The organism is Pseudoalteromonas sp. M8 (genome assembly GCF_018141365.1).
Lineage (GTDB): Bacteria > Pseudomonadota > Gammaproteobacteria > Enterobacterales > Alteromonadaceae > Pseudoalteromonas.
On the sequence record NZ_CP047239.1, the window covers coordinates 379,423 to 401,313 of the forward strand.

Below are 21,891 nucleotides of genomic sequence, written 5' to 3' on the forward strand. Positions count from 1 at the left end.
AAACTTCGTAGACTGGCAGCAAAATTAAAATAAAAAAACTTAAGGAATTTACATTGCCAGCGCTGCTATCTCTTAAAGGCAAATTTGCCATCTTTGGGCCTGGAATATTAATGGCAACTGCTGCTATCGGTGGTTCACATCTCGTTTCATCAACTCAGGCTGGAGCACTATTTGGTAGTCAATTGATCTGGTTAATAGTTGTTGTTAATTTGCTCAAATATCCCTTTTTTAAATATGCAGTCGAGTACACAAGCCACTCTAAGCATAGTGTCGTCGAAGGTTATCACGCACATTACCGCTTCGGATTTAAGGTTTTTGTGCTACTCAATATTTTCGCAGCCATTGTAAATACCGCGGGTGTGCTATTACTTACCGCAAGTCTCTTGAGCTACTCGCTGCCATTTCCAATAAATATTGAATTGTTAAGCTTTATACTTTTGGCTAGTTGCTTGGCAATCTTACTGGTTGGGCACTACAAAATACTCGATGTAACAAGCAAATGGGTGATGATAATTTTGACCATTTCCACGGTTATGGCGCTTGCCATTGCAGCTAATAATGGACCGGCCCATCCAGCCCCCATTGATCCGATATCCCCGTACGACATCGCGTTACTGGGCTTTTTAGTTGCCTTAATGGGTTGGATGCCTGCGCCAATCGAGATTTCAGCCATTAATTCCTCTTGGCTCAAGACGAAGATGGCTAAACAATCACTAACAAGTGGCCAGATCCTACTGGATTTCAAGGTGGGATATTTTGTTACGCTGGGTCTTGCGGTCGTGTTTTGTTTACTCGGTATGCTAATGCAATACGGTCAAGATAAGCCTGTGGAACTCGCTGGTGTTGCGTTCTCACAGCAGCTCATTGATATGTATGCCAATACAATCGGCGAATGGGCCAGATGGCTAATTGCTGGCGTCGCATTTTTGTGTATGTTTGGAACAACGATCACAGTGTTAGATGGCTACTCCCGAGTGCTTAGTGAATCACTTCAGCTGTTACGACCGAACACAACGAAAAAGAGTTACACGCTCATTCTATTGCTACAAGCAACGCTTGGTATGGCCGTAGTGCTGTTTTTTAAAGCCGACTTAAAGAGCATGCTAATGTTTGCCATGAGCTCAGCGTTTGTCACTACTCCTATCTTTGCTTGGATGAATTTAGGATTAGTGAAAGGTGAGATCTATCGCAGTCAACCAATGTACACCAAGATTTTGACGGGACTGGGGCTGATTTATTTAGTGGGCTTTGCACTGTTATTCATCTATTGGCGATTTTTGATGTAAAGCCAAGCGAGGCGGAGTAGCAGATGCAAATTACACTTCTAGCATCTGCTACACTCGAGCGAGGTGCGGTTATTTTAGATTTTGCACCTGCTCCCAAATAGAAACCACGTGCGCTTTATCATCATCATTTAGCTCTCCATTTCGGTATGCTCTTACCAAGCTGCTTTCAACTTTGGCATTTAGCTCATCAATCGAAAGATCTGCTTCCTCTACTTGTGCATAGCCTACCGCTAAGTCAAAGTGACCGCGTAAATAGCCACCAGCAAATAATTCATCATCGCTCGCTCTATCAACAAGCTCATCAAAAAACTGCTGCGCTTTCTCTACATATTCTACTAAAGACATAGTTATTCCTAAATTATTCTTGATGGCCTATGGCGTACATTACATGGTCATTGAAGCCAGTGATCACTTTAATAAATCCAGCTAAGGACTCATCAAGTTGTTCGTCACCGGTATCAGCAATTAAAGGACGACCATTTAAGGCCTTTAATTTCGATTTTGTGGCGATAAGGATAATATTATCTTTGCCGATTTTTTTGATGAGGTTAGGACTTAGCTGCTGATTACCGCGGCCAAAAATATGTCCTTGCCCACCAATTAATGTGATCACTAGCTTTGTTTTGTTATCAGCAAGCGACAACAATTGCTGCGCGGTTTGATCTTGGGCGATCAGCGCTTGGTCCCTTACAACATCAACACCTAGAAGTGTATTATCAAGTCCCATCTCTTCCATCACTGCTGCAACGGTAGAACCAGACCCCATAATGTAGGTTTCATCTTCTTCCATTTCGGCAACCACGTAGGCAGCGATATCGGCTAACACTAATTCATCGCTTTCTTTACCACCGTTTTTCACCGCTTGTACATATCTCAGCTCGGTCGGCACTTGCATTTCACCAAATCGCTTAGCGCGCACAGTCCCTTCACGAAATGCTGCTTCATCAATGTCCATCACATCGGCTTCGCCAATGGAGACAAGCTCTCCGGTAACCAAAAGTTCAACGACTCTACCAGCTGCTTTTGGCGTTATCGCGTATACGCCGCTATGAATTTTGCACCCAGCAGGGATCCCAAGTACAGGACATGAATCACCCACCGCGTGGCAAATGTTGCGGGCAGTACCATCGCCACCAGCAAACAAAATCAAATCGACACCGTGCTGTTGCATCATTTGCGCTGCGGTCTCGGTATCTTCAGGACGAGTTGCCGTACTTTGAGTTTGATAAATCACTTGGGTGTTAAAACCCAGCTCTTTTGCCGTACGCTCCCCCATCTCACCATTAACAGTGTATATTTCGATATTTTGTTGATGTGAAAGCAGTTGTGTTAAAGCCGTTTTTGCTCGCTGATTAGCGCGAGGCTCTGCACCTAACGCCAAAGCTTGTTGAGCTGTTTCTGCGCCATCGCTACCTTTTAGTGCAACGCTCCCACCAAGCCCAGCTAAAGGATTGATGATAAGTCCAAGCTTAAATTGCATCGTCAAACTCCATGCTTAGCTCTGTCGGGATATCCCAGTTAAATTGCTGCTGGCGTAAAGGCCAAGGTGTATTATAAAAATTGCTTAATGCGTTGAGTAGTTGAGTTGTTCTGGTATTAAATCCGCTTTCTAATAAAGCTAGCACTTGCTGATGCACCCGTTGTTGAAAGCTGAAACGGCAAGTTTGTTCACCGTTGAGGTTATCAACGGAAACATTAAATGAAAAACCAGCTGCGACGCTTAACGCCCACTCAATCGCTTGTGGTTTCACTTCCACTTTTTCAAATTCGAGCTGCTGCGCTTTATCTCGTCCATCGGGACAATACCAATAGCCGTAATCTTCGAGTTGCCGACGCGCTTCACCCGCAACGAGCCAATGTGCAACTTCATGCAAAGCACTGGCATAAAAGCCATGAGCAAAAATAATGCGGTGATGAGGGTATGATTCATTTGCAGGTAGATAGATGGGCTCGTCGTCGCCCACTACCAGCTCCGTGTTGAGCGTGTGCAGGAATAACCCATTAAAAACAGCAATGAGGTCTTCTATTTTATGCATCAACATCCGCCACAAGTCTAAACTGGGCGCAAATTGTAAAGTTTTTAGCGGCTAAAGTAAAAGATCTCGTTTTAGACTATGCCTTTTTGTCCAACGAGCTGCGTGGCGCGATATAAAGCGAAGCACGATCTCGACCTGACTTTTTCGACTCATAGAGGGCTAAATCAGCTTCTTCAAAACATCGTTTGTGATTAAAGCTTTCGCCAATAAGCTCGTATCCCGCGACGCCAATGCTAAATGTCAGTCCAAAACTGGTGAAACGGGTAAATTCATGCACCAGTCGTTGTGCAAAATTAAGCGCGGCATCCGGCCGAGTTTCAGGGCAGATAATCACAAATTCATCACCGCCCCATCGTCCAATATGGTCGCTTGGGCGTGCTTGCTCTCTTAGAAACTGCCCAACTTCCTTCAATGCATTATCACCATCTTGGTGTCCTGCGGTATCATTTAATTGTTTAAAATGATCAACGTCGATTACCAGTAGCGATAGCGCTCGATGATAACGTATGGCCCGCTGCACTTCTTCTTTCAGCAGCGCTTCAATCTTTCTGCGATTCATAACCTGAGTTAAGAAATCCAGTTCAGCTCGGTTCTTCAATTCTTGTTCTTGACGTAAATCTCGGATCACCGCAATAAAAACATCATTTTTAGAGACGGACACCGTGGATAACGCGATATCCACCGGGATTTCCACACCTGATTGATGTCGCCCTACAATTTTAAGGCCATCATGCGTCACTCTGCGCATCGTAGAGGTACCTTGGAACTTTTCTCTGTCCGCGACGTGTTTACCGGTATACCGTTCTGGGATGAGGTCTTCAACCTTCATACCTAGTAGTTCTTGAGGTTGATAACCAAACAAGTCAGTACACGCCTTATTGACTTCTTTAAGCCTACCGTCTTTGTCACAATATAAAATGGCATCAGGAGTAGAATTGAATAACTTTCGTTTCTCGTTGATAAGTTTAACCACAAAAATGAGCGTAAAGATGTTCAAGCAAGCAAACAACAAGACTATTGGTAGTAACAACAATACACCGGTGTTACTCAACTCTTGGGTTTGAGCGAGCTTTACAGATTGATTTTGCTTTGCAAGCTCAAATTTCTCTCCAATTGACTTACGCAAATAATTAAATGCAGCTTCTGCGTCCGTGTCATCTACTCTCACTAAGCGGTCCACCACTTCAGAGCTCAACCTACCTGATGTAAATTTTGACTTAGCAAGCGCAAGCATTTGTGTATATTCATCAAAGGTGTGTTGAATAACGGCTAATGCCTTTGTCTCTTGACTGCTTAGCGCCGTACTTTGCAATTTTAAGATGGTCGCTTTGGTGGCTTCAACATCAGCTAAAGCCTGTTCGTAATAAATCTCGTCTTGGCGTAGTACATAATTTTTGAAGTGATGAATAAAGCCGTTATAACCAAAACTACGCTCTAGCTCAGCTAGCAGCTCGGCACGTTTAATTGCAACTTCAGTTTCTGATTGCCATGACTGATGAAATGAGGAAATGGAGTGGTTTAACAAAGTGGACCAATAAAATAGACCACCACTCACCAAAATAGTAAATATAACTAAGCCACTGATCTGCAAAAAAATACGTTTATTCATATACTCTGCTGTCCAAATTCAGCAAATCCTAGAGCGCAGTGTGCAAAAGAAGAAATTAGAGGCCGTCTAGGTGCTGTAGAATCCATGTCGATGGTACAAAAGTTACATACCATTACAGCTATTAAGTCTAGACCAGAGAACGAAAAAAGCCGCATTACAGCGGCTTACAGATAGGATATTTTCAATTAAGATAAATTGGTATCGTTACTCGTAATAAGCTTTGCCTTCTTCAGCCATTGCAAGTAGCGGCTCCGCAGGTGTAAATGCAGGGTTATCAGCAGCGTATGTTGATAACTCTGAGCACACCTTATTGGCACCTTTTTTGTCCATATAACTAAATGGGCCGCCCAAGAATGGTGGGAAACCAATGCCAAAAATAGCACCGATATCACCATCTCTTGCATTACGAATAATACCTTCATCAAGACAGCGAGCAGCCTCATTGAGCATCTGTGCAACGCAGCGGTTCGCAATTTCTTGTTTATTCAATTTAGGAGAAGGCGTGACCCCGAGTAACTCATAAACTGACTCGTCCACTTGCTTGCCTTTTTTACCTTCATAGGTGTAGAAACCACGACCAGATTTGCGACCAAGACGTTTGCTATCTATCATACGTGCAAAAGCATCCGGCGCCTTAAAGCGAGCACCTAATTCTTTTTCTAGGATTGGCGCAATCTTAGAGCCAATGTCTACACCTACTTCATCAAGAAGCGCAAGAGGACCAACAGGGAAACCAAACTCAACCAAGGCTTGATCGATTTTCTCTATCGGCTCACCGGCAAGCAAAAGATTTGCCGCTTCGTTGACATAAGGAGCCAGAATACGGTTTACGTAAAAACCAGCTTTGTCTTTTACTACGATTGGGGTTTTCCCCTGCTTGCGAGCAAACGCCACAGTGCGCGCAATAACCTCATCACTGGTGGTATCGTGCGGAATGATCTCCACCAGCGGCATTTTTTCTACTGGCGAGAAATAATGCAAACCAATTACGTTTTCAGGACGCGTTGCTTTTGCCGCGATTTGGCCGATTGGTAATGATGACGTATTACTTGCAAATATCGTACTCTCACTGCATTCGCGTTCAATATCCGCTACCATCGACTGTTTCAGGTCTAAGTCTTCAAATACAGCTTCAATCACCATGTCTGTGTGTTTAAAACCAGAGTAATCTGTTGTCCCCGTGATCATATTCAAAGTTGACTGCATCTCTGCCTTTGAAATAATACGGCGCTTTTGGCGTTGCGTTAGGATCTTATAGCTGTAATTTAATGCGTTGCTAATGCCCTGATGCGCAACATCTTTAATACGTACTGGAGTGCCTGCTTTAACCGCACTAACATGGGTAATACCTGCGCCCATTAAGCCACCACCTAGCACTGCAACACGCTTCACAGGAGCAAGATCTTCACCTTGGAAATCCTTTTTCATTTCCGTTGTGGCAAAGAAAATCCCACGTAGCGAGCGCGATACTTCAGACATCACTAAATCAGCAAAACCCTCGGCTTCGGTTTTATAACCTTTAAGCTTGTCCAGCTCTACAGATGCACGTACCGCTTTGATGATAGCGAGCGGCGCTGGATAGTGACCACCCGTTTTCTTCTCAACATTTTCTTGTGCTTTTTTGAAAATGATATTGCGTCCGAACGGGTTAGACTCTAGCAATTGGCTAATTTTGTCTAAATTCGGTTTGCGAGGCTTAGGCTTACCTTTTCTGGCAAGCTTCACCGCTACATCGAGTAAAATACTGTGCGGCACGGAATCGTCAACTAAGCCCGCTTTTTTCGCTTGCTTAGGTCGAACTTGTTTACCAGTTAGCATCCATTCAAGTGCTTTTTGAATACCAACTAATTTCGGTAGACGCTGTGTACCGCCACCACCTGGCAATAGACCAAGCTGTACTTCTGGAAGACCCAGTTTAGTCTTGCTGTCTTCAGTACATACACGGTAATCACAAGCCAGCGCAAACTCCAAGCCGCCACCCAGTGCTACACCGTGGATCGCAGCAACGGTCGGGAATGGTAAATCAGCCAATTTAAAGAAGGTTTTATGACACATTTCCGAAATCGCGAGCGCATCATCACGGGTTTTAGCGCTGTCTAGCATTTTAATGTCTGCACCCGCTATAAAGTTATCGTCTTTACCACTGATAAAAACCATACCCGTTACGTCGTCTTGCTTACTCTTTGCAATGATCTCTAATAATTCATCAGCAAATGTATCACGTAGGGTGTTCATTTTTTCGCCCGGTACGTCGATTGTAACGATGGCGACTTTATGGTCGTTTAATTCATAAGAAAATACTGACATTATGCGCTCTCCAATACGAATGCGGCTCCAAGACCACCTGCAGCACAGGCAGTTGTCAATGCAAGACCACCGCCGCGGCGTTTAAGCTCATGTAAGCTTTGCGTGATCAAGCGTGCACCGGTTGCTGCGAATGGGTGACCATATGCAAGTGAACCACCAAGCACGTTAAACTTATCCATGTCGATTTCGCCAATTGCTTTACTGCGACCAAGTTTTTCTTGCGCGAATTTGTCTGAGCCAAACATTTTCATATTGGACAGCGCTTGCGCTGCGAAAGCTTCATGCATTTCTATCAGGTCAAGATCAGCAAGGGTAATACCCGCTCGGTCAAGTGCTACAGGCGTTGAATGTGCAGGACCCATCAACATATCTTCGTGTACGCCGATTGCAGAGAAAGCGAAACTACGCACATAACCTAAGATATCGTAGCCAAGCGCTTTGGCTTTGCTTTCGCTCATCATTAATACTGCCGCTGCACCATCAGTAAGTGGCGTTGCATTTGCTGCAGTTACTGAGCCGTGCTGTCTGTCAAATACAGGCTTTAACTTGGCGTAGCTTTCCAATGAGGAGTTTTCACGGATGTTATTATCTTTATCAATAAAGCTTTTGTATGGCTCAACATGGGCAGCCATCACTTCATTGTTTAATAAGCCTTCCGACCATGCTTTTGCAGCTAAGGTATGTGAACGGTGCGCCATCGCATCTTGATCTGCACGGCTGATCCCGTGAGTCTTAGCCATTTGCTCAGCGGTTTGCCCCATTGATAAGCCAGTTGAATATTCCGCAACTGCCGGTGGCACTGGCAGTAAGTCTTTGAGTCTTAGCTTTGAGAAAATCTGTAAACGCTGCTTAAGCGTACGTGCTTTGTTCAAGTCAACAAGGCTACCTGCAAGCTTTTTGCTCACGCCAATCGGTAACACTGATGAAGAATCCGCACCACCAGCAACACCGACACTCACTTGGCCTGAAATAATGCTCTCTGCAACGTTAGCAATCGCCTGGAAACTAGTTGCGCATGCACGTGATACAGAGTAAGCATCAACAGAAACTGGCATGCCAGTGCCAAGCACAATTTCACGCGCAATGTTTGGTGCTTCCGGCATTTGTACAACTTGGCCGAATACCAGTTGGTCGATTTCTTTACGATCGAAGTTCAAACGCTCAAGCATTTCGTTGACGACGATTTTACCTAAATCTAGGGCTGGAACGTGGTGAAAAGCGGTAGCTTGCTTTGCGAATGGCGTACGCAGGCCGCTCACGATAGCGATTCGGTCGCCTTTTGATGTTTTTAGTATGTTTTGTTCAGACATGAATTTTGCTCTCCCGCTGACAGGTCTGACCTGTTAATTTCCTCCGATTCTAAACAACCAAATCGAAGTTGCCAATAGCAAAGCACGAAATGGCTGCTTTTTAAACCGTGAAAACCAACTTTAGATGCTTTTTCAAGCAATCTCAAAGTATTTGAAATTGTTATTTAAAATTTATGAACTTTTCTAAAATTATGGGTCTAATCAACTTGATTATTCATTCAGCGTCCATATAACTATTTTTATTTTTGTCGGCTTAAAAGGCAGTCTCATGGCAGTAAACGAGTTTTCTCAACTAAAAGAATATTTAGACACCCAAATTTTAGGACAAAGTGCACTGACCGAATCCTTGCTTATCGCGCTTTTAGCAGATGGTCATTTATTGGTTGAAGGCCCCCCAGGTCTAGCTAAGACCCGTGCAGTAAATGCGCTAGCTAAAGGCATTGAAGGGAGCTTCCAACGCGTCCAATTTACCCCTGACTTATTGCCTTCTGATGTAACTGGTACAGATATCTATCGCCAACAAACCAATGAATTTGTATTTGAGAAAGGCCCGCTTTTTCATCATTTGATTTTGGCTGACGAAATCAACCGAGCGCCAGCCAAAGTGCAATCAGCGCTACTAGAAGCAATGGCCGAGCGCCAAATATCCGTTGGCAAAACAACGTATCCGTTACCTGAGCTATTTATGGTAATGGCAACGCAAAACCCGCTTGAACAAGAAGGTACATACCCGCTACCTGAAGCGCAGCTTGACCGCTTTTTACTCCATCTGAATATCGATTATCCGGATGCAGAAACCGAGGTCGATATTTTGCGCCTCACTCGTGGCGAGGCGTTGGAGGAGTACCAAGCGACCTTCACACCTATTAGTCAAGCAACCCTATTTGAGGCCCGTAAAACCGTACTAAGCATGCACCTTGCTGAGCCTCTGGAGCAATATCTTGTACAATTAATTATTGCGACCAGACAGCCACAACGCTTTGATGCAACGCTTGCAAGCTGGATTGATTATGGTGCGAGCCCTCGAGCTACAATTGCGCTTGATAAATGTTCTCGTGCTCATGCTTGGCTACAAGGCAGAGATTTTGTCACACCAGAAGATATTCAAGCTGTGGTGCATAACGTGCTACGCCACCGTATCGTGCTGAGTTATGAAGCACAGGCCGATGGGATCACCAAAGATCAGGTGATCAGTAAGATTTTAGAATTGGTTGCTGTTCCATAATACTATGAACGACATCAAGCAGTTTAACTCGGCCAGCTGGTTTAATGAAAGCCACAGTAATGGTGTCGAACTCAGCCTGAAAGAGCTACTTTTTTATAAGTCCAAAGCGCATTTACTTTCGCTTAAACCGAGAGGAAAAGTGAAAAGTGCTCAATCAGGTCAATACCTTGCACCGCATAAAGGTCGAGGTATGGAGTTCGCTGAAGTCAGACAATACCAATATGGTGATGATATTCGTGCGATTGACTGGCGAGTTACCGCGCGTACCGGTGAAGCACACACGAAACTCTTTCAAGAAGAGAAAGAGCGCCCCGTTTTTGTATTTTGTGACTTTTCCTCAAGCATGCTATTTGGTTCAAAGCTGTTACTTAAGTCGGTGCTTGCGGCGCACTTAGGCATTTTGGTGTCTTGGGCTGCATGCCAACGCGGCGACCGTGTTGGTGGTGTGGTATTTAATGACAGCAATCACCACGAGCTAAAACCGATTGCTCGCGACCGTGGAGTGCTTGCGCTAGCTCATCAGTTCTGTGCCCTACACGAACAAGCATTAATTCAAAAAGAGACTCACCCCTCGGGGATCGTTTCAATGAGAATTTAAAACGACTTGTGCATCTAGCCAAACCTGGCAGCCTGATTTATCTCATTTCGGACTTTACGGAGTTGAATGATGAAAGCTTTAAATTGCTAGAGCGAGCCACTCGCCATAACGAAGTCATTGGTTGTATGGTAAGCGATCCTTTTGAGCATCATCTGCCTGAATACAGTCAAGCAATTGAGGTCTCTGCTGGTGAACAAAACTGGACATTGCCCTTGATGGACAAGCAATTTAGAGACAAATTCTCGCAAAATGCGTCTGACTTTTTCAATCGAAGATTAGCGCTACTTAAGCGCTCTGGTATGTCGTTACAAAAGTACGACGCGTCATTACCAATCGAATTACAAATCATGAGGGGTTAAATGCAAGTCAATCCACTCGACCAGCTTAATGATGTGGTCATCCCTCAAAGCGTGAGCTGGTGGCCACTTTCTTATCCAATGTGGGGAGCCATTTGTGTTCTACTCACAATATTTGCGGCTACGTGTTGGCTATTATATCGTCGCCAGCAATTTTTAAAGGCAAAAAAGGAAGCCGTAAAACTGAGTCATTCGCAGGATAATGCCCAAGCATTACACACCATACTCAAACGTTTAGTAAAACATTATTACGGTGATACCGCTGCGAGTAGATCGGGCCAAGCATGGTTAACGCTGCAAGCAAGACTTACACGCGTTGAACTCACTCAGCAAGAGCTCGACTCGTTATATGCTCCGACTCAAGACCCCGCACTCAGCGATAAACTATGTCGTGCGATTAATACCTTCAAAGTGAAGGAGCGTCTCGATGTTTGAGTTTAGTTGGCCCCTTGCCTTTTTATTGTTACCTCTGCCTTGGCTAATTGCGAAGTTTAAACCGAGTATCGCGCAGACCAACATTAATATTCGTATGCCAAGTGCCGCAAAGTTACAACTCGCGAGCACAAATCAACTCAATAAGCGCGCAAAAGTAAGCCTAGTGGAAACACTCGTCTGGCTACTACTGGTAACCGCAGCGGCAAACCCGACTTGGCTTGACGACCCAATCGTTGTGCCAAACGAGGGACGCGATATTATGCTTGCCGTTGACTTATCGGCTTCAATGACAGAGCAAGATATGGAATACCAAGGTCGCTTAGTGGACAGATTGTCTGTCGTCAAAGCCGTTGTTAGCGACTTTATCGAAGCGCGCCAAGGAGATCGTCTAGGACTTATTCTTTTTGGTGACACCGCGTTTTTGCAAACGCCACTCACCCGAGATTTAGCGACGGTTAGCCAAATGCTTAGTGAGGCACAAATTGGTTTAGTTGGACGCGCCACAGCGATTGGCGATGCTATTGGTTTGTCGGTAAAGCGTTTTGGTGAACGTGAACAAAGTAACAAAATCTTGATTTTGCTGACCGATGGTCAAAACACCGCGGGCAACCTTCAACCAGAAGAAGCACTGATCTTAGCCCGAGAAGAAGGCATAAAGATTTATACTGTTGGCGTTGGCTCTGATGGCAGACGCGGTTTTGGTTTATTTGGTTTTAACTCTATGGCTGGTAGTAGTATCGACGAGAAAACGTTGCAACATATCGCCAAAGAAACTGGTGGGCAATATTTTCGTGCAAAAGACGTGGAAGGCCTACAACAGATCTACGCTATGCTCGATGAGCTAGAACCGATAAGTGATGAAACACAGACTTTCCGTCCTAAGATTTCACTGTTTTATATTCCTCTCCTCGCGATACTCGGCTTGCTTTTTGTGGCTCAGATAAGTCTCGTATTAAGAACAAAATTAAGAGGGTAAATATATGATGGAATTTGAATTTATTCGCCCACATCTGCTTTGGCTCCTTATTCCTTGGGTGATATACAGTGCATTGCAATGGTCTAAAAAGTCCAATCAAAAATCAGCGCAACTTATCGCACCGCACCTGATGAAGGTGGTGATGGGATCCAGTGGTCAAAAACACCAAAAACAAAGTAACTCTTGGCTTAGTATTGTGTTCTTTTTGTTGGCCATTATTGCGGTTGCAGGACCAAGTATCGAAAAACAAGAAGTACCGGTATTTAAAACTCAGGCACCTAGAGTGTTAGTGCTCGATATGTCTTATTCTATGTACTCAACCGATCTCGCGCCAAACCGCTTAACACAAGCGAGATTTAAAACTTTAGACATGCTCAAGCTCTTTAAAGAGGGCGAAACGGGTTTAGTTGCTTATGCAGGTGATGCATTTACCGTGTCGCCACTCACAACGGACGTCACCACTCTTGAGAACTTGATCCCGAGCCTTCGTCCAGAGATCATGCCCTCAAAAGGCTCTAACGTATATGCAGGTATCGAAGAAGCCGTTAGCTTGTTAACAGGTGCAAGTGCAACCTATGGTGACATTATTTTGGTAACCGATGGACTTGAACAAGAAGACGCAGAAGATGTACAAAAGCTTCTTTCTGACAGCCCATTTAAGTTAAGTATCTATGCCTTAGGTACGGCGCAAGGCGCACCAATCAAATTACCTGAAGGCGGCTTTTTAAAAGACCAATATGGTCAGATAGTCGTACCAAAGTTATTCCCGACTCGACTTGAAAAACTCGCTAGAGTTAAGGGTGGAAAATTTGCCAGCTATACTGCTGACAGCAGTGACATAGAGACATTTAAGCCAAATTTGGGGGCAAATACATCGGTGCTTAAACGCGACCAAGAAAGTGCTAAGTGGCGAGTAGATGCGGGAATATATCTGTTGATTGTACTTATTCCACTCGCACTGCTATTGGTTCGAAATCACGCAGTTATGCTCAGTGCTTTGGTTGTTTTTGCGATGTTGCCGCAGCAAAAAGCGCTGGCGAATGAATGGACACAGTGGTTTAAAAATAGCGACCAAAACGCGCTGCAGGCCTACCAAAATGAAGCATTTGATGAGGCCGCGCTTGCCGATAATCCGGTACTAAAAGGCGCAGCCCTTTATAAAGCCGGAGATTACGAAGGAGCAGTAAAAACACTCGAGCAAACAAGCTCAGCAGAAGGCCAATACAATTTGGGCAATGCGCTAGCACGGCTTGGTAAGTTAGACGACGCGATTTCTGCTTACGAAAAAGCCTTATCCTTAGATCCTGAGTTTACGCAAGCGAAGGATAATAAAGCGCTAGTCGAAGCGTTAAAGGACCAGCAAGAGCAGCAAAATCAGCAGGACCAACAAAGTCAGCAAGACCAACAAGGTCAGCAAGACCAACAAAGTCAGCAAGACCAACAAAGTCAGCAAGACCAACAAAGTCAGCAAGACCAACAAAGTCAGCAAGACCAACAAAGTCAGCAAGACCAACAAAGTCAGCAAGACCAACAAGGTCAGCAGGACCAACAAGGTCAGCAGGACCAACAAGGTCAGCAAGACCAACAAGGTCAGCAAGACCAACAAGGTCAGCAAGACCAACAGAATTCACAAGCAGGAAGTGAGTCAGAACAAAACAACAACGAGCCAGAGCTAGATGCTGCCCGCCAAGACCAGCAAGCAGCCGAGGAACAAACTCAAGAGCAAAAACAACAGCAAGCGCAAGCCGCACCTACGCCCGATCCCGAGCAACCACCGCAGGATGAAGAAAAGGCACAGGCTGCAATGATGCAAGATAGTCGGCCACTTACCCCTGAAGAAATAGAGAAAGCGCAACAGCTTAATCAACTGCTTAGAAAAGTACCCGATGATCCGGCCATATTATTGAGAAATAAAATGCAACTAGAAGCACAACAACGCAAACAAAGACGTCTACCAAGAGGAGCTGAAAAATCATGGTAAAACGCATTCTATTTTTTCTGTCTTTGTTGATATTAAGCCACGCCTCGTTGGCATTGGAAAATCTCACAGCCAGCGTAGACAAAAACCCAGTGCTCGCAGGTGAATATTTCACGTTGTCGATTATCGCTGAGGGCAAAGTCAAAGGCACTATTCCTGATGTTTCTGTGCTTAGTAACGACTTTATCACCAGCCCGGTGAATACCAGCTCTAGAACCAGTATCATTAATGGTAGTGTTTCAAGCTCCACTACCTGGCAAATGCAGCTCGTTGCTCGCACTCCGGGTACTTACACCATTCCTTCGTTAGAGGTAGATGGTGAAACGACCCAGCCGATCGAAATCAAAGTTGTTGCTCGTGATGATGAGCAGCAAAGTGAAGATATATTCGTAAAAACCGAACTCAAGACAAAAAATCTCTATGTTCAACAGGCTGCGCTTTATACCGTTAAGCTCTATGTAGGAAAGGAACTACTAGATGGCCAACTGAGTGCCCCAATCTCAGATGGTGCTAACTTCACACAATTGGGCAAAGCTAATGAAGAATACGTAGTTATTGACGGCCGACGCTACATGGTGCTCACCCGAGAATACATGATCCAACCGCAAAAGAGTGGCAATTTCACTATTGAACCACCTATCTTCAACGGCCAGATCAGAGATGGCTATCGTAGAATGGCGACTTCTGCGGTTGGCAATACCATTGACTTTTCAGTATCTCCAATTCCAGCTAACGCTGCTGATAACTGGCTGCCCAGTGAGTATTTGAATTTTTCTGAAGAATGGCAGCCCAAAGATACCGAGTTTATGGTTGGGACGCCTATCACGCGAACACTAACACTCACTGCAGTGGGTGTTACTAAAGAGCAGCTTCCTGACATTCAGCTCGAAGACGTTAATGGCTTTAGAATTTATCCAGACGCGTCAGAGCGTAAGCAAATTACCCGAGATGGAAAAGTCATCTCACAGTTAACCATTTCTTTTGCTTACCTACCGCAACTCGCCGGTGATTTTACTCTGCCCGAAGTAAAACTACCTTGGTTTAACACCATCACTAAACGTGAAGAGTTTGCGACATTACCAAGTAAGTCTGTCAGCGTGATTCTCGATCCAAACCAGCCAGCCTTACCACAGACCGCTCCAATCCAGCAGCCGCTTTCAAGCCCAAGCGTAAATCCATCAACGGCTACGCAAACCAACGTGGTCACAGAACAAATTATCCCGCTGTGGATGTGGGGACTCGCCGCTTTCGGATACGCATTATGGCTAATAACATTACTAATATGGCGTCTAAGAACAAAACCGACCGCAAGCCCCATAGTAAATACGGTCACTGATGAAAATTCAGCACCTTTTATTTCGTTTGAAAAAGCGGTTAAGCAAGATAACCCAGCGGGCTTTTATCAAGCGCTACTGCACTACACCAAACAACAAAATATCACCATGGCACAATGGCTAGCACTTCAACCCAGCTCATTGCGAGCACAAGTACAAACGCTGCAAAGCTCGTTGTATGGAGGCAATAGAGAAAAAGTAGACTTGTCTCAACTATATGGTGAAATTAAAACCAGTGTTAAAAGCACTGTTCACACAAATAAAAGCCAAAGTTTAGGTAATCTATACCAATAAGCGCCTCAGGGCGCTTTTTTATTGCAAGACGAGTTAGATTTGTTAGTAAATAATTAACAGATCAATTATGCTTGGTGTGAGATACACTCCCAGAATCAACTAAAATAAAATGAGTTTTTGTTGAAATAAACCTGCAAAAAGATAGGTCTCATAGATATGGCCAGTAAACAACATCACTACGAGTCACTGGTTCGGATGTACCACAAAGAGCTATATAAGTTCGCTTATTGGTTGTCTGGCGATCCGACAATAGCAGAAGACTTAGTACAAGAAACTTTTTTGCGGGCTTGGCGCGCACTCGATTCATTACAAGATGAGAATGCAGCAAAGCCTTGGTTATTAACTATTTTAAGACGAGAGAATGCACGTCGTTTTGAGCGTAAGCAATTTGACTATGCGGAGGTTGAACAAGATACGCTGGTCGACGATACCAGTTCGGCTTTGGATGATGCAATGGAGCAAACCGTTGTGCAACGACAAATAGCCAACTTAGCACCAGAATATCGTGAACCACTGCTTCTGCAAGTGGTGATGGGATGTTCTGGGGATGAAATCGCCGATATACTTGAGCTGAATAAAAACACGGTGATGACAAGATTATACCGTGCTCGAAACCAGCTGAAAGACGCTTTAACGACTGAATATGAACCAATAAAGGGGGCATCAAACTAATGGATGAACTCGAATTTCGACGCCGCCTCGTTGCTGATCCTCATGATGAAGAGGTCAAAAAACAGGCCGAACAGCAACCTGAGTTGCAAGTGCTGGTTGAAGAAATGCAAGCTTTCGACGATTTCTTGGGTAAATCACTCGATATTGATGTGCCAGAGGGGTTGGCTGACAAGATAATTGCAAAACAAAAGGAGCTTGAAACGGAAGAACAAAAAGTGGTGAAAGCGTCTTGGTTTAGACGCGCTACCGCACCATTTGCGATTGCCGCCAGTGTATTTTTTGCCGCCGTGGTCTTTTACTTTGGCGGTTTTGGACACCCTGTCGATACCGGTGAACATGCGCTTGCTCATGTGTATTACGAAGAAAATGCACTGCAGAAGCAAGAAACAGTGTCACTGCAAACCGTGAATGAGAAACTCGCGATGTTTGGGGGTAAGTTCGACAACTTGCCGGGTAAAGTGGTTTACGCGACATTTTGTAATTTTAAAGGCCAAAAAAGCCTTCACTTGGTTATGCAATCCGAATTTGGTCCACTCACGGTTTTTGTCGTGCCAGCAGGTCAACAAAGTACGATTGACGGCAAAGATAGTTTTGGTGATAGCCGCTTTGAGGGCTTAATTGCCCATGATGGTAAAGCCAACACTATACTGGTGGCAAACCGAGGTGCGCCAATTGAAACCTTCCAATCAGAAGTGACAAGCTCACTACGCTGGTTATAATGCTACCGCCCCACTCTTTGGGGCGGTGTCTCAATATCCTTACTAAACCTCTCAAAATACAAATTTAATTGAGGTACATACCTATTTAAATAGCCATGTTAGTTCTTTACAATGGCGACAGTTATTTTGGTATATAGGAACTTTATGAAACATTTCATTGTGTTACTTTCCCTTGTTTCTTTTTTATTTACAGCCAGTTTTAATGCTGAAGCGAGAAAGAAGTTTGGTAGTAAGAGCTCAGGCAAAACCCAGCAAACGCAAACGACTCAGCAAAAGCAACAAACTGATACACAAGCATTAAATGCAAAATCTACAGCAAAGCCTAAATCGAGTAAAAAAGGCATTATGGCTGGTGTACTCGGCGGATTACTAGCCGGTGGTCTAATTGCCGCGATGCTTGGCGATGATTTTGAAGGATTCCAATTCCTTGAGATGATTCTGCTTGCCGCTGCTGCCTTTTTAATTTTCAAATTGGTTAAGGGCATGCTTGCAAGAAAACAGCAGCCAACTTATGCCGGCGCGCCACCTATGGGTGGCTACAACAATACTCCACCACAGCAATTTCAAAGCCAAGGACCAATTGGCGGTGGTTTTGGCGCAAGTAGCGTGCCTATGAATTTGCCGAGAGATTTTGACATCAATGGCTTTTTACAAGGCGCAAGACAGCATTATCAAACCATCCAAACCGCTTGGAATAACAACGACTTTTCGACGGTTTCTGAATACTTGAGCCCAGAGTTGGTTGAAGAGTTCAAGCGTGAACGAGAGCAACAAGGTGACGTTAACACTGAGGTGATGTTTGTTGACGCTGAGTTAGTTCGTGCAGATACACGTCCTGACGTTTGGGAAGTAAGCATTAAGTTTACTGGAAAATATCGTGATCTCGGCGATATGCAAGAGGAACCTATCCACGAAATATGGCACTTAGAGCGTAAAACGACGGGAGATGCACCTTGGCTAATCGTTGGTGTTGAAGAACTAGCAGCATAACTCATCAACTTTAACAAAAATTACACTCAGCTTGTGTATTCGCCAAGCTGAGTGTTTATTTGCAGCACTTCTCTATTCTCACCCAAACACACTTCAATATCCGCTATTCTTGGCAAGCTTCGCATTCCCCATGCCGATAGGCGTTGAAATGGCTGAATAAATTGTCTAACTTGCTCATCACTCATCCCTTTTCCGTTCGATGCTTTGAGCACATGCTCTTGTTGCAGCCGCCACTGATATACTCTGTCGAAGCTCATTCCATTTAAATAAATGAGACTATCTAATTGTGAAAAAATAGCTTGATACTCTTCACATAAAATTTGATTCACTTTTAAGCGAAACGAACCGTCTTTATCAAACTCTTGCTCAAATTGATTAACGGGAGATGCTAACTCATCGCTAGGCTGCTCCTCCAATCCCATACACCATCCCTCGATAATAAGTACCTGTAAACCCGCATCAACTTTTCGCCATGTTGATTTTGGCAACTTCCTATCTATTGATTTATCGAATACTGGTAAAATTAATGCTGCGCCGCGTTTAAACCTGCTTATAACATCTTGTAATAGTTGCAGATCGTGTGTACCAGGCAAGCCTCTTTGTTGAAACAGCGGATGAAACTTTGAAGCAAGCACTGCCCGCTCTTCTGGGTCTAAATAAAAATCATCAAGAGACACACACTTACAGGTAATGCCAACTCCCCTAAGTTGTTTACAAAGAGAATAGCTGAGTGTTGATTTACCAGAGCCCTGAACGCCAGAAATTCCTACTAATAGAGGGTATGAGAAGCCTCCAGTTGAAAACATCTTGTCTATCCTACTCTTTAACTTATAAGCCAAAGCCATTTCGATCACCACTTTATAAAACCAAAAAATCAAGATACCAAATATTTACCATTAAGAAATAAAAAGATATCTTTTGTATGTAATATAAAAACAATAAGGAAAACGTATAAAAGCAATAATCTATTCAATTTTAATGTGTGTTTCATGCCTCTCAAATGCCATAGAGTATGAACCGGTTAACTGCAGAAGTGAGCAAACAGGTACTAAAAACTTTTATGAAGGTGAAGCTTCGTGCGTAGGTGAATATGCCTATAGCACATGTCCCTCTGGAATTGGAAGTTGTCATGTTGTGGATGATAACTTTGTTACAATTCGCAAGTATATACCATTACAAACTTCAAATAGCGCTCAGCTACAAGAATTAGTAGAACAGTGGGTTACCGGAGTTACTGGGGCACGCTTACGAGAAACTCACTTAGTATCTTGTACAGCACATAATGTTCCTTTTTCTCATTCGGAAGCAGTTTATGAAACTGTGTGTGACTATAAACCGTCGGTCGAAATTTGGCATAGTGCAATAGCTGGTAGTGCTAATAAACATGTGTATATCGTTGCCAGAGATAAAGATGGTTCGATTGGTTCTCAGGAGCTTTGGGTTAATGGCGTAAAACAGAGTGGTTCATCCACTGAGCTTGTTGGACAAGATGGAGACTCTTTCGTTGTAATGGCTAAAGTTCGTGATAACGATGGTTATTCATCCTCAACATCGCGAAATATCATCCTCAGATGGAATGGCTACCCTTGTAAAGGAAAATGTCCTGATCCTTTCTAAAAAAACAATTAAACCACCATTAGTTCATAAATGGTGGTTTTAATTATCATCTAAATCCAAAGCGATATTCAAACAGAATCATGATATTTCTGCCCTGTTGTGGCACATGACCATCAATCAATCTTGGATCAAATACAGTGTATTTTTTATCAAAAAGATTTTCAGCTTTCAGTTGAATTTTAGTATTGTTATCCAAATTAAAAGAAACGGTACCGCCAATGAGGTAGTAACTTGACTGCTTGAAATCATCTACAGTTGACTCTGGGGGTGCAAGTATCAATGTTGTGTCTCGCCAAATTGCATTTAAAGTAACTTCTACCGCCTCTTTTTTATGAGTAAAGGCAAGTGCAGCAAACTTTTTAAAACTGCCGTTTAATGGCTCGTCAAATAAATGGGTGTATGCACCTTGTATCCATGTTGAGTCACTCAAATTAAAATTAGCATTAACTTCAATACCCTGCATACTCGTCTCAAAGACATTATCAAATGTAAACTCAGCTTGCTCATCATCAATGGATACAAGATTAATAAAATCTTCTAGTTCATTGTTAAACAGTACCGCGTCAAATTGTTTGGACTCGTCTTGATAATGCCAGACCAGCTCTGTCGTTTTTACATATTCTGAAGTTAAGTTCGAATTACCTGATGTAACGTCATCGTTTGAGTTAAGCTCATTACTGACTGGTGTACGAAAAGACTCTCCATATTGTAGCTTAAAAGTGTTTGCTTCATCGTAGCCGTAAACGAATGCAAGCCTTGGCGATAAATTATCGTCTATGTCTTTCACTTCGTCATATCGTGCTCCTGCAAACATACTAAGTTGCTCGCTAAATCGATACTTAGCTTGAACATAACCCGCATAAGAATCAAAATCCTGACGTAGCGAATAAAATGGCGCGTAGTCAGATATTGTCTGCACTCCACCCAAATAGGTATGGTTATAAATAATGATGTCACCAGCAGTTTGGTCATAGTAAGTAGTTCTTACACCTGCTTTACTTTGCTCTTCCTTTGACAACTCAATGCCGAAATTCCATTGTAAATGGTCATTTTGTTTATAACCACCATCTAGGTTATAAGTTAAGTCTCTAGATTGCCAAGCTGGGCCAACTAAAAAGTCACCTCCTTGCGTGATACCTATTTCTGCTGCTGTAACGATGAGCCCTGCACTTTCAATGTTATGCTCAATAAAGCTCAGTTTATGGGTTAACTCGAGTAACTCAGTAATTTGCCACTGATACTCAAATGTTGCCGCATAGTTCTCGCTTTTGTGTTCGTTTTCAGGGGAATAACGGGAAAGATTTAAAAACTCGTCAAGTTGAGTGCGGTTAAACCTTACTTGCCATGTTAACGCTTGATGATTGCCGCCAAACACAGCAAAAAGTGATTCTAACGGGTCTTTTACGGCACCTCCAAAATAGCTATCACCAGTGCGTTTATTAAATGCAATATTAGCGTAGACCTGTGTTTCGTTAGACACTTGCTTTGAAATGTTGATCGCCGCTTGAGCGCTGCCATGCTCACCATAGCCAACAGAAAGCTGATTACTATGTTTTTTGGTAATAATATTCATTACACCAAGAAAGGCATTGCTACCATAAAGTGCGGAGCCTGGGCCTCGAATAAATTCAACTTTATTGATAATTTCAATGGGAATGTACGGGGTGTAGACCGACGCTTTACCGAATGAAGACTCATTCAGCCTTTGCCCGTCAATCATCACTAACACATGTCCAGTATCCAGATACACACCACGGGTATGCTCTTTTGGCACGGCTCCAACCCAATCGCCTCGAGTAGATTGAAAGCCAGGTACAAAATTCATTAAATCATAAACATTGTCGACACCTAGGCTATTGATTTGTTCTGAATTAAAGACAGTAATACTAGAGGGAACCGATGCTCTAGTCTCATCGGTTTTGGTTGCGATAGAGACGTTTACATTCAACAGCTCTTCAAACGACAGCTGATAAAGGTCGGCGTCCATAGCTTCTGGTTCAGCGACTACCGCAAAAGGAATTAATAATGGAGTGACTTTAATTAACGCGCTTAAGTTTTTCATATTATACGAGCTCTATGTTCCCACACTTCACTCGTAGTGTTAGATTACTCTAACCTACGTAGCAGCATATGATTAACTTAATAATAC

Annotated in this window: 18 protein-coding genes and 1 pseudogene; 11 read left to right on the forward strand and 8 right to left on the reverse strand. The window is 43.6% G+C overall.

Translation table 11 applies throughout. The features are described 5' to 3' along the window. The first annotated feature begins 53 nt into the window (after positions 1-53). Positions 54-1,286, forward strand: a complete 1,233-nt coding sequence (locus GSF13_RS01545; protein WP_010605227.1) for a divalent metal cation transporter — start codon at positions 54-56, stop codon at positions 1,284-1,286. A 69-nt stretch (positions 1,287-1,355) separates the two neighbouring features. Here the strand turns inward: GSF13_RS01545 and GSF13_RS01550 are convergent, their stop codons facing one another. From GSF13_RS01550 to fadI, 6 genes are all read right to left on the reverse strand, one after another. After that, entirely contained in the window at positions 1,356-1,631 is a 276-nt protein-coding gene (locus GSF13_RS01550) for a YfcL family protein (protein WP_174169368.1), read from the reverse strand. A 13-nt stretch (positions 1,632-1,644) separates the two neighbouring features. Beyond that, a complete protein-coding gene (locus GSF13_RS01555; RefSeq protein ID WP_174169369.1) occupies positions 1,645-2,766 on the reverse strand; it encodes an ATP-NAD kinase family protein in 1,122 nt (373 codons plus the stop codon). Continuing rightward, the gene (locus GSF13_RS01560; RefSeq protein ID WP_045990526.1) at positions 2,756-3,322 is read right to left on the reverse strand and encodes an elongation factor P hydroxylase; all 567 of its coding nucleotides are present in this window, start codon (positions 3,320-3,322) and stop codon (positions 2,756-2,758) included. Before GSF13_RS01560 ends, GSF13_RS01555 begins: the two co-directional genes overlap by 11 nt. A 76-nt stretch (positions 3,323-3,398) precedes the next feature. Then, positions 3,399-4,931, reverse strand: coding sequence for a sensor domain-containing diguanylate cyclase (locus GSF13_RS01565; RefSeq protein WP_010605224.1), 1,533 nt, complete (start codon positions 4,929-4,931; stop codon positions 3,399-3,401). Positions 4,932-5,135: 204 nt separating this feature from the next. Then, the gene (gene fadJ, locus GSF13_RS01570; RefSeq protein WP_174169370.1) at positions 5,136-7,238 is read right to left on the reverse strand and encodes a fatty acid oxidation complex subunit alpha FadJ; all 2,103 of its coding nucleotides are present in this window, start codon (positions 7,236-7,238) and stop codon (positions 5,136-5,138) included. Next, on the reverse strand, positions 7,238-8,548 hold the full coding sequence (gene fadI, locus GSF13_RS01575) for an acetyl-CoA C-acyltransferase FadI (RefSeq protein ID WP_010605222.1): 1,311 nt from the start codon (positions 8,546-8,548) through the stop codon (positions 7,238-7,240). Before fadI ends, fadJ begins: the two co-directional genes overlap by 1 nt. 268 nt (positions 8,549-8,816) lie before the next feature. Here fadI and GSF13_RS01580 point away from each other — a divergent pair, with 268 nt between their 5' ends. The 9 genes and pseudogenes from GSF13_RS01580 to GSF13_RS01620 all read left to right on the forward strand — a co-directional run bounded on the left by GSF13_RS01580 (position 8,817) and on the right by GSF13_RS01620 (position 18,125). Further along, entirely contained in the window at positions 8,817-9,773 is a 957-nt protein-coding gene (locus GSF13_RS01580; protein WP_211865780.1) for a MoxR family ATPase, read from the forward strand. A 4-nt stretch (positions 9,774-9,777) separates the two neighbouring features. Then, positions 9,778-10,730: pseudogene (locus GSF13_RS01585) on the forward strand (DUF58 domain-containing protein). Beyond that, positions 10,731-11,162, forward strand: a complete 432-nt coding sequence (locus tag GSF13_RS01590; RefSeq protein WP_010605220.1) for a DUF4381 domain-containing protein — start codon at positions 10,731-10,733, stop codon at positions 11,160-11,162. After that, positions 11,155-12,138 carry a VWA domain-containing protein gene (locus GSF13_RS01595; RefSeq protein ID WP_211865781.1) on the forward strand — a complete coding sequence of 328 codons (984 nt, stop codon included), beginning with the start codon at positions 11,155-11,157 and terminating at the stop codon, positions 12,136-12,138. The genes GSF13_RS01590 and GSF13_RS01595 overlap by 8 nt, the downstream gene beginning before the upstream one ends. Positions 12,139-12,145: 7 nt before the next feature. Next, positions 12,146-14,119 (forward strand): VWA domain-containing protein, encoded by a 1,974-nt coding sequence (locus tag GSF13_RS01600; RefSeq protein ID WP_211865936.1) that lies wholly within the window; start codon positions 12,146-12,148, stop codon positions 14,117-14,119. Beyond that, complete coding sequence (locus GSF13_RS01605) at positions 14,113-15,744, forward strand: BatD family protein (protein ID WP_211865783.1); 1,632 nt, start codon at positions 14,113-14,115, stop codon at positions 15,742-15,744. Before GSF13_RS01600 ends, GSF13_RS01605 begins: the two co-directional genes overlap by 7 nt. 156 nt (positions 15,745-15,900) lie before the next feature. After that, positions 15,901-16,416, forward strand: a complete 516-nt coding sequence (locus GSF13_RS01610; protein WP_010605216.1) for a sigma-70 family RNA polymerase sigma factor — start codon at positions 15,901-15,903, stop codon at positions 16,414-16,416. Then, a complete protein-coding gene (locus tag GSF13_RS01615; protein ID WP_010605215.1) occupies positions 16,416-17,135 on the forward strand; it encodes a DUF3379 family protein in 720 nt (239 codons plus the stop codon). Before GSF13_RS01610 ends, GSF13_RS01615 begins: the two co-directional genes overlap by 1 nt. 144 nt (positions 17,136-17,279) lie before the next feature. Beyond that, the gene (locus tag GSF13_RS01620; protein WP_010605214.1) at positions 17,280-18,125 is read left to right on the forward strand and encodes a Tim44-like domain-containing protein; all 846 of its coding nucleotides are present in this window, start codon (positions 17,280-17,282) and stop codon (positions 18,123-18,125) included. Positions 18,126-18,151: 26 nt separating this feature from the next. Here the strand turns inward: GSF13_RS01620 and GSF13_RS01625 are convergent, their stop codons facing one another. Beyond that, the gene (locus GSF13_RS01625; RefSeq protein WP_206471882.1) at positions 18,152-18,931 is read right to left on the reverse strand and encodes a kinase; all 780 of its coding nucleotides are present in this window, start codon (positions 18,929-18,931) and stop codon (positions 18,152-18,154) included. Between the two features lie 172 nt (positions 18,932-19,103). On the opposite strand from GSF13_RS01625, the gene GSF13_RS01630 reads away from it, so the two are divergent. Then, entirely contained in the window at positions 19,104-19,742 is a 639-nt protein-coding gene (locus GSF13_RS01630; RefSeq protein ID WP_174169377.1) for a hypothetical protein, read from the forward strand. Positions 19,743-19,788: 46 nt separating this feature from the next. Here GSF13_RS01630 and GSF13_RS01635 read toward each other — a convergent pair whose 3' ends face one another. Continuing rightward, positions 19,789-21,804: a TonB-dependent receptor gene (locus GSF13_RS01635; RefSeq protein WP_211865791.1), complete on the reverse strand. Its 2,016-nt coding sequence runs from the start codon at positions 21,802-21,804 to the stop codon at positions 19,789-19,791. Positions 21,805-21,891 lie beyond the last annotated feature (87 nt).